The organism is Mangrovicella endophytica, assembly GCF_002893625.1.
GTDB classification, from domain to species: Bacteria; Pseudomonadota; Alphaproteobacteria; order Rhizobiales; family Rhizobiaceae; genus Mangrovicella; species Mangrovicella endophytica.
Genome location: NZ_PKMZ01000019.1, coordinates 20,797 through 28,865 on the forward strand (window position 1 = coordinate 20,797; position 8,069 = coordinate 28,865).

Annotated in this window: 8 protein-coding genes; 6 read left to right on the forward strand and 2 right to left on the reverse strand. The window is 69.1% G+C overall.

All coding sequences use genetic code 11. The annotated features are described in order from the left end of the window. The first annotated feature begins 59 nt into the window (after positions 1-59). The 6 genes from C0R46_RS20310 to lpxK all read left to right on the forward strand — a co-directional run bounded on the left by C0R46_RS20310 (position 60) and on the right by lpxK (position 5,647). Positions 60-1,397 carry a TldD/PmbA family protein gene (locus C0R46_RS20310; protein ID WP_102961503.1) on the forward strand — a complete coding sequence of 446 codons (1,338 nt, stop codon included), beginning with the start codon at positions 60-62 and terminating at the stop codon, positions 1,395-1,397. Then, positions 1,397-2,191 (forward strand): 3'(2'),5'-bisphosphate nucleotidase CysQ, encoded by a 795-nt coding sequence (locus C0R46_RS20315; RefSeq protein ID WP_102961504.1) that lies wholly within the window; start codon positions 1,397-1,399, stop codon positions 2,189-2,191. Before C0R46_RS20310 ends, C0R46_RS20315 begins: the two co-directional genes overlap by 1 nt. A gap of 31 nt (positions 2,192-2,222) precedes the next feature. Next, the gene (locus C0R46_RS20320; protein WP_102961505.1) at positions 2,223-2,459 is read left to right on the forward strand and encodes a DUF4170 domain-containing protein; all 237 of its coding nucleotides are present in this window, start codon (positions 2,223-2,225) and stop codon (positions 2,457-2,459) included. A gap of 145 nt (positions 2,460-2,604) precedes the next feature. Next, positions 2,605-3,291 carry a lysophospholipid acyltransferase family protein gene (locus tag C0R46_RS20325; protein ID WP_245413704.1) on the forward strand — a complete coding sequence of 229 codons (687 nt, stop codon included), beginning with the start codon at positions 2,605-2,607 and terminating at the stop codon, positions 3,289-3,291. Further along, the gene (waaA, locus tag C0R46_RS20330; protein WP_102961506.1) at positions 3,288-4,619 is read left to right on the forward strand and encodes a lipid IV(A) 3-deoxy-D-manno-octulosonic acid transferase; all 1,332 of its coding nucleotides are present in this window, start codon (positions 3,288-3,290) and stop codon (positions 4,617-4,619) included. The genes C0R46_RS20325 and waaA overlap by 4 nt, the downstream gene beginning before the upstream one ends. After that, positions 4,616-5,647: a tetraacyldisaccharide 4'-kinase gene (gene lpxK / locus C0R46_RS20335; protein ID WP_245413705.1), complete on the forward strand. Its 1,032-nt coding sequence runs from the start codon at positions 4,616-4,618 to the stop codon at positions 5,645-5,647. The genes waaA and lpxK overlap by 4 nt, the downstream gene beginning before the upstream one ends. 29 nt (positions 5,648-5,676) lie before the next feature. On the opposite strand, the gene C0R46_RS20340 is transcribed toward lpxK, so the two are convergent. Next, positions 5,677-5,892 (reverse strand): DUF2093 domain-containing protein, encoded by a 216-nt coding sequence (locus C0R46_RS20340; RefSeq protein WP_198598425.1) that lies wholly within the window; start codon positions 5,890-5,892, stop codon positions 5,677-5,679. Positions 5,893-5,970: 78 nt separating this feature from the next. After that, entirely contained in the window at positions 5,971-7,884 is a 1,914-nt protein-coding gene (gene mutL / locus C0R46_RS20345; RefSeq protein ID WP_102961508.1) for a DNA mismatch repair endonuclease MutL, read from the reverse strand. Between the last annotated feature and the right edge of the window lie 185 nt (positions 7,885-8,069).

Sequence of the window (8,069 nt, forward strand, 5' to 3'; positions counted from 1 at the left end):
CTTGATGGGCGCGGCGTTGCACAATAGATGGTTCGCATCCGGATTCACTAGGCCCCCATATGGATGATCAATCCTCAAGGCTGCTCGGCCTCGCAGAGCGGCTGATCGACACCGCCTTGAAAAGCGGGGCGGACGCGGCCGATGCCGCGGTGATGCGCTCGTCCTCGCGCTCGGCGTCCGTGCGGCTGGGAGCCGTCGAATCGACGGAGAGCTCCGAAAGCGAGGATCTGGCGCTGAGGGTCTTCGTGGGCCGGCGCGTCGCCACCGTCTCGGCCGATGTCAGCACCGAGATCGGGCCGCTGGTCGAGCGGGCGGTCGCCATGGCGAAGGTCTCGCCGGAGGATCCGTTTGCCGGCCTCGCCGATCCGGACAGGCTGTGCGACGGCGACCTCGATCTCGACCTCTACGATCCGACCGAGGTGCCGACGGAGGCGCTGGTCGAGGCGGCTCTGGCGGCGGAGGACGCGGCACGCGCCGTGCCGGGGATCACCAATTCCGGCGGCGCCGGTGCATCGGCCGGAACCTCCGGCCTGGTCCTCGTGACATCCACCGGATTTGCGGGCGCGCGTCGCCGCTCCGGCTTCTCCCGCTCCGTCAGCGTCATTGCCGGCGAGGGCACGGGGATGCAGCGCGACTACGACTTCGATTCGCGCATCCACTATGGCGATCTCGATCCGGCCGAGGCGATCGGGCGGCGGGCGGGCGAGCGGACGGCGCGACGCGTCGGGCCGCAGAAGGTTGAAACCGGGCGCTACCCCGTCATCTTCGATCCCCGCATCTCGCGTGGCGTAGTCGGGCACATCCTCGGCGCCATCAACGGCGCGGCGATCGCAAGAGGCACCAGCTTTCTCAAGGACCGCATGGGCGGGCGCATCCTGCCGGCGGACGTCTCCATTATCGACGAGCCGCTGCTGCGCCGCCGCTCCGGGTCGCGGCCCTTCGACGGCGAGGGCATCCGCGGCGACAGCCTGCCGCTGGTGGAGAACGGGGTCCTGCGCAACTGGCTGCTCGACACGGCAACGGCAAAGGAACTCGGCCTGACCACCAACGCTCGCGCGTCCCGATCCTCGTCCGGTGTCTCGCCCTCGGCTTCCAACGTCATCGTGACGCCCGGCTCCCGGTCGCCGGCGGCGCTGATCGGCTCGATCAGCCGCGGCCTTTATGTCGACGAGTTGATCGGTCACGGTGCCGATCTCGTCACCGGCGACTACAGCCGCGGCGCCTCTGGCTACCTCATCGAAAACGGCGAATTGACGGTCCCGGTCTCCGAGCTGACGATCGCGGGCAATCTGAAGGACATGCTGCTCGACCTGGCCCTGGCGGACGATCTCGACGAACGCTTCTCGATCGTGGCGCCCACCATGCTGCTCGGCACGATGACCGTGGCGGGCCGCTGATGGCGAGCGATGCGACGGCCGAACTGGAGCTGATCACGGCGGCGGCGCGGGAAGCGGCGGCGATCGCCATGGGCTTCTTCCGCCGCGACCCGAAGGTCTGGTGGAAGGAAGGCAATTCGCCGGTCAGCGAAGCGGATTTCGCCGCCGACAACATCCTGCGTGAAACGCTGCTCGGTGCGCGGCCAGGCTATGGCTGGTTGTCGGAGGAGACCCCCGTCGAGGCGGCCGCACATACGACCGAGCGCTTCTTCGTGATCGATCCGATCGACGGCACTCGCGCGTTCCTGCGCGGCGAGGAGACCTGGTGTGTGTCGGTGGCGGTCATCGAGAACGGTCGTCCGATCGCCGGCGTCATCGATGCGCCTGCCCTTGGCGAGGTGTTCGTCGCCACCGCAGGCGGCCCGGCCTTGCTGAACGGCGTGCCGCTCAGCGTCTCGGCGGCAGATGACATGCGTCCGCTGCACGTGGCGCTCCCCGACACGGTTCACCGCAAGCTTGGACGCAAGGCGACGGCCAGCCTCAGTCTGGCGCCGAGCGTGCCGTCACTCGCCTATCGCCTCGTCATGGTGGCGGATGGACGGCTGGACGGCACGGTGATCCGGCCGCGCGCCAACGACTGGGACATCGCCGCCGGTGATCTCATTCTGGAGCGGGCGGGCGGCTCACTCTGCGACCTCCAGCATCAGCCGCGCCACTATCGTCTGGAAGGCAAGGAGCACGGCTACCTGTTCGCCGCGGCCGACCACGCCGTCCCGGCGATCCGCGCCTTGGCTCTGGACGCCGAAGCACGATAATCGCAAGAAGGGTGGAGCGACAGGAGCGATCATGGCCGTTGAGCAGGAACCCAAGCAGAGACTTCACCTCGTCTTCGGCGGCGAGATGAAGAGCTTCGACCGAGTCGAGTTCAAGGATCTCGATCGGCTTGATCTCGTCGGGATCTATCCCGACTATGCCTCGGCGCTCGCTGCATGGCGCGGCAAGGCCCAGGAAACGGTCGACAACGCGTCGATGCGCTACTTCATCGTCCACATGCATCGACTTCTCGATCCTGAGAACGCTTGAAGGTCGAACGCTGGACGCGACGCGCGAGATGGCAGTGACCGAACGGTCGAAACGGGCGACGGGCAGAGACACTGCGCCGGCCCGCCGCCATGCCCTGCGTTCGATGTCCCTCTCGAAGCGCTGGCGGCGTTTGCGGCGCCGGCTGATGGAAAGCCCGGTTCTGCATGCTGGCGCTGGCGCGCTCGTCTACTGGCTTCTGGTCGCGGTCCGGCGCTGTCAGCGTCTGGCGCCCGGCTCCAGCGACTGGACGCAGGTGTTGACGTCGGAGCATCCGGCGATCGTCGGCCTCTGGCACGGCCAGCATCTGCTCGCGCCATTCTTCCGCCCGAAGACGCTGCCTTACGTGGCACTTCTGTCGCGCAACCGCGACGCGGAGATCAATGCGTCTGTGGTCGAGCGCTTCGGCATCAGCACCGTGCGCGGCTCAGGCGGTCGCGCCCGCGAGGTCGGGCAGCGCGACAAGGGCGGCGTTCGCGCCCTGATCGCGCTTCGGCGCCTGCTCGGCGAAGGGACGGGTGTCTGCATGATTGCCGATGTGCCGAAGGGTACCCCGCGCGAGGCCGGCCTCGGCATCGTCACGCTTGCCCGGATCTCGGGACGGCCGATCATCCCGTCGGCCGCGGTCACGAGCCGCCGCCACGTCATCGAAAGCTCCTGGGACAAGACGAGCGTGCCGCTGCCTTTCGGCACGCTCGCCGTCGTGCTCGGCGCGCCGATCCTCGTGCCCGCTGATGCCGACGCGGTCCTGCTGGAGGAAAAGCGGCGCGAGGTAACGCGCGCCATCGAGGCGGCCAATGTCGAGGCCCTGCGTCTGGCGGAGGGACGCCCGTGAGCGATCTTCTGGCCCGGGCAGCCCTGACCGCCTACCGCTTCGCCGGATCGCTCGCCTATCCCATGCTCGGCCCCTATGTCGGCTGGCGGGTGTCGCGCGGCAAGGAAGATAAGCTGCGCCGGCGTGAGCGCTACGGCTTTGCCAGCGTCGGGCGGCCCGGCGACGGGCCACTGATCTGGATGCATGCCGCAAGCGTTGGCGAGAGTGCCGCGGTGACGCCGTTGGTGCGCGCGATCGCCGCCGAAGACATCCGCATCGTGATGACGACCGGGACCACCACCTCGGCTGCGATGGTGGAGGAACGGCTCGGCGACTGCGTCATCCATCAATATGTGCCGCTCGACCTCAAACCCTCCGTGTCGCGCTTTCTCGATCATTGGCGTCCGGATGTCGCGATCGTGGCCGAAAGCGAGATCTGGCCGATGACGATGCTGGAGCTCGGCCGCCGCCGCGTGCCGCAGATCCTTGTCAATGCACGGCTTTCGGACCGTTCCTTCAGCCGCTGGAAGTCGGCGCCGTCGCTGGCCGAAGCGCTGATGGAGAACCTCTCGCACGTCGTTGCCCAGTCCGAGATCGACGGTGAGCGCTATCATCTTCTCGGCGCACGCGCCGTGACCGTGGCCGGCAACCTCAAGGCCGACACGACCCCGCCGCCCTTTGAGGCCGGGGAATTGTCGGCGCTGCGCGCCGCGATCGGCGGCCGACCGGTCTGGGCGGCGGTCTCCACCCACGCGGGCGAGGAGGAGATGGCGGCAACCGTGCATCAGATGGTGAAGGCGCGCCGTCCCGGCATCCTCACCATCATCGTGCCGCGCCATGCCGAACGCGGTGACGAAGTCGCCGCCATGCTTGCCGCCGCCGGCCTGAAGGTCGCCCGTCGCGGCCGCGGCGAAGCGCCGACGCAGGAGACCGACGTCCTTCTCGGCGACACGATGGGCGAAATGGGCCTTTATCTGCGGCTCACCGAGATCGCATTCGTGGGCAAGTCAGTGAGTGCGCAAGGCGGGCAGAACCCGCTGGAGGCGGCGATGCTGGGCACGGCCATCCTCTCCGGCCGCTACGTCCAGAACTTCCGTGACGTCTATCAGCGGCTGCTTCGCAATGGCGGCGCGCGCCTCATCCGCGATGCCGAGAACCTGTCCGGCGAGGTGGAGCGCCTGCTCGGCGAGCGGGATCTCCGGCAGAAGATGATCACCGCGGCGGACGCCACGGTCGGCGAGATGCGCGGCGCGCTCTCCCGCACGATGCAGGCGCTGGAGCCCTTTCTGCATCCCTTGAAACTGTCGAACAGCCTGGAGAGGCGCGAGCGGGGCCTCGCCGGCCGATGATGGCCGGAGAGACGCCGCCCTTCTGGTGGCGGACACACTCCTGGCAGGCGGTGCTGTTGGCGCCGGCGGCGGCGATCTACGGCGCGGCGGCGCGCTGGCGGCTCGATCATGGCGAGCGAGCCGAGGCCGGGGTACCGGTGATCTGCATCGGCAATTTCACCGTCGGCGGCGGCGGCAAGACGCCGACGGCGATCGCGATCGGCCGTGCCGCGCAGCAGCTCGGCTACCGGCCGGGCTACGTGTCCCGTGGCCATGGCGGCGCGGCGGCACGCCCGATGCTCGTCGATCCCGCCCACCATGATGCCCGCACGGTCGGCGACGAGCCGCTGCTGCTCGCCGCCGTCGCGCCAACCGCCGTTGCGGTCGACCGCAAGCAGGGCGCCGAACTGCTGCGGCGCCAGGCGGGCTGCGACTTCGTCATCATGGACGACGGGTTCCAGAGCGCCCGGCTCACCATGGACTACGCGCTGCTGGTGATCGACGCGGGACGCGGGCTCGGCAACGGCCATGTCGTGCCGGCGGGGCCGTTGCGCGCGCCGCTGACGGATCAGATCCGCCACGCGACGGCGCTCTTGGTGATCAGCCAGGGCTCGGCGGGTGACGCCGCGATCCGGCGGACCGCCCGCGGCAACCGCCCCGTCTTCGAGGCAAGGCTCGTGCCGCAAGATCCCGAAGCGCTGGCCGGTCAGCGCGTGCTCGCCTTTGCCGGCATCGCCGATCCCGACAAGTTCTACCGGACGCTTCGGGAGATGGGCGTCGAGATCGGTGCGACCCGGGACTTTCCGGATCATCACCCGCTGAGCGCGGCCGAGATGGCGGAACTGACGGAGCAGGCGGAGCGGGAGGATTTGCTGCTCGTCACCACCCGCAAGGATGCCGCGCGCCTGTCACCGGTGACGGACGAGGCGCGCGCCTTTCAGGCCGCGGTCAAGGTGCTCGACGTCGAGCTGGTCTTCGAGCCGGATACGCTTGGCGAGCGCATCATCCGCGAGACGGTCGAAGGCTTTCATCGCCGCCGCTTCGGCTAGAGCATCATCCTGATGTCAGGTGAGGGGGCTCAGCGCCCGCCGCCCTGTGCCTCAGTCGCGCGTTTGAAGGAGGCCGCGGCGTCGACGTAAGGCTCCTGACGCTCGACGCTCCAGTATTTCAGGAGGTCGAGCGGGATCGCCTCGCCGGTCACGGCGCAGCGCACATAGGCACCCGGGCGGATGACTTCGAAGTCGGGCGTGCCGTAGCGCAGCTTGGCTTCGCCGCCGCTGTCCATGCGGTTCATGTCGCGCCTCGCTTGTTGTGTGGCCGGTGGGTAGACCCGGCAGCTTCATATCGGAACAGCATCGAACCGCCGCAAAAGTCAACGCCGGCCGAACAGCTTCTCGATGTCGGCAAGCTTCAGCTCAATGAAGGTCGGCCGCCCGTGGTTACACTGGCCGGCGCCTGGCGTGACTTCCATCTGGCGCAGGAGCGCATTCATTTCCTCCGGCCGCATCCGACGTCCGGAGCGCACCGAGCCGTGGCAGGCGATGGTCGCGGCGACATGGTCGAGCCGCTCGCGCAAGCGCTCCGGCGTCCCGAAGTCGGCGATCTCGTCGGCCAGATCGCGCACCAGCCGCTGGCAGTCGACGGTCCCGAGAAGGGCAGGGGTCTCGCGCACCGCCACAGCGCCGGGTCCGAAACGCTCCAGATGCAGGCCGAAGCGGGCGAGCGACGGCGCCGCTTCCGCCAGGCGATCGACATCGTCCTCAGGCAGGTCGACGATCTCGGGCAGCAGCAGGAGCTGCGAGGCCGCCGGCTTGTCATGGAGTGCCGTCTTCAGCGCCTCGTAGACGAGCCGCTCATGCGCGGCGTGCTGATCGACGATGACGAGACCGTCCGCCGTCTCCGCGACAATATAGGCATCGTGCAGCTGCGCCCGCGCCGCCCCGAGCGGATAGTCGCCGGAGGCGGATGAAGGCGCCGCTGCGTCGGCGGAAGCGCCCGGACGCTCATGCGCAGGCGGCGATGGCTGCCACGCATCGTCCTCGGCCGCCGAAGGTGAGAATTCGGCGGAAAACGATCCGTCCAGCGGCCGGTAAGGCGATGCCGCGGGATCGTAGCGGCTCTGCCGGTCCTCGCCGAAACCGCCGGCATATCCGTTGGAGCGGGCCGTGTAGGATGCTGCGTAGGAGGATGTCGCGCTACCCGGTGCGAAGCCCTCGAAACGCGCCGTTGCGGCCGCCGCGGCGCCGTCCGGGCGAAACCGCGCCAGCAGCCCGGCCGCGCCTGCCGTCGAGCCGCGCAGGCCTTCGGCCGCAAAAGCCTGCCGGATGGCGCCGACCACCAGCCCGCGGACCAGACCCGGATCGCGGAACCGCACGTCCGCCTTGGCGGGATGGACGTTGACGTCCACCTCTGCCGGATCGAGCGTCAGGAACAGGACGGCGATCGGGTGCCGGTCCTTGGCGATGACGTCGGCATAGGCGCCGCGCAGCGCCGACATCAGAAGCTTGTCGCGCACCGGGCGGCCGTTGACATAGAAGAACTGGAACAGCGCATTGCCGCGGTTGAAGGTCGGCAGGCCGGCGAAGCCGTCAAGCCGCACGCCCTCCCGCTCGGCGACGATCGGAATAGCATTATCGGCAAAGTCCTCGCCGACGACCGCAGCCGTTCGGCGAAGCGCCTCATTCGCGCCGACAGCATCGAAGACGGTGCGGGTGCGGTCCGGCCCGGAGAGTTCGAAGCGCACCTGCGGGAACGCAATGGCGATGCGGCGCACCACGTCGGTGATCGCCCCGCTCTCGGCGCGCTCGCCCTTCAGGAACTTCAGCCGCGCCGGAACGGCGTGGAAGAGGTCGCGCACCTCGACGATGGTGCCGCCCGACAGCGCGGCCGGGCGCGGTCCATCGAGCCGTCCCCCGTCGACGGCGATCTCATGCGCGCCCTCCGCGCCGCGCGCCCGTGAGCGCAAAAGGAGCCGCGCCACCGAGCCGATCGAGGGCAGCGCCTCACCGCGGAAGCCAAGCGTCGCCACGGCCAGGAGATCGTCACTCAGCTTGGAGGTGCAGTGGCGGCGCACGGCGAGCGGCAGTTCGTCGGCCGGGATGCCGCAGCCATCGTCGCTCACCCGGATCAGGCTCTTGCCGCCGCCGGCCGTGGCGATCTCGATCCGCCGCGCACCGGAATCCAGCGCGTTCTCCACCAGCTCCTTCACCACGCTCGCCGGGCGCTCCACCACCTCGCCGGCGGCGATGCGGTCGATCACGGTTTCGGACAGCTGGCGGATGGGCATGAAGGCTCGTCGATTGCGGCCGGCATCAAGCGCGCCGGCGCGATTCCATGTCGTGCATCCTAGAGCATTTCCGGCGAACACGGGATCGCTCTGTTTGGCGGTCCGCCGTGGTGATCCACGCGGAGGCTCGCGAAGGTCGTAGCGGGGCTACGGCCGAGACGAGCCGACAAAGTGGGCGCCCGGCG

Excerpts from the sequence above, each read along its gene's own strand:
- C0R46_RS20310 (WP_102961503.1), top strand. The coding sequence starts at position 60 with ATGGATGATCAATCCTCAAGGCTGCTCGGCCTCGCAGAGCGGCTGATC.
- C0R46_RS20315 (WP_102961504.1), top strand. The coding sequence starts at position 1,397 with ATGGCGAGCGATGCGACGGCCGAACTGGAGCTGATCACGGCGGCGGCG.
- C0R46_RS20320 (WP_102961505.1), top strand. The coding sequence starts at position 2,223 with ATGGCCGTTGAGCAGGAACCCAAGCAGAGACTTCACCTCGTCTTCGGC.
- C0R46_RS20325 (WP_245413704.1), top strand. The coding sequence starts at position 2,605 with ATGGAAAGCCCGGTTCTGCATGCTGGCGCTGGCGCGCTCGTCTACTGG.
- lpxK (WP_245413705.1), top strand. The coding sequence starts at position 4,616 with ATGATGGCCGGAGAGACGCCGCCCTTCTGGTGGCGGACACACTCCTGG.
- C0R46_RS20340 (WP_198598425.1), bottom strand. The coding sequence starts at position 5,892 with ATGAACCGCATGGACAGCGGCGGCGAAGCCAAGCTGCGCTACGGCACG.
- mutL (WP_102961508.1), bottom strand. The coding sequence starts at position 7,884 with ATGCCCATCCGCCAGCTGTCCGAAACCGTGATCGACCGCATCGCCGCC.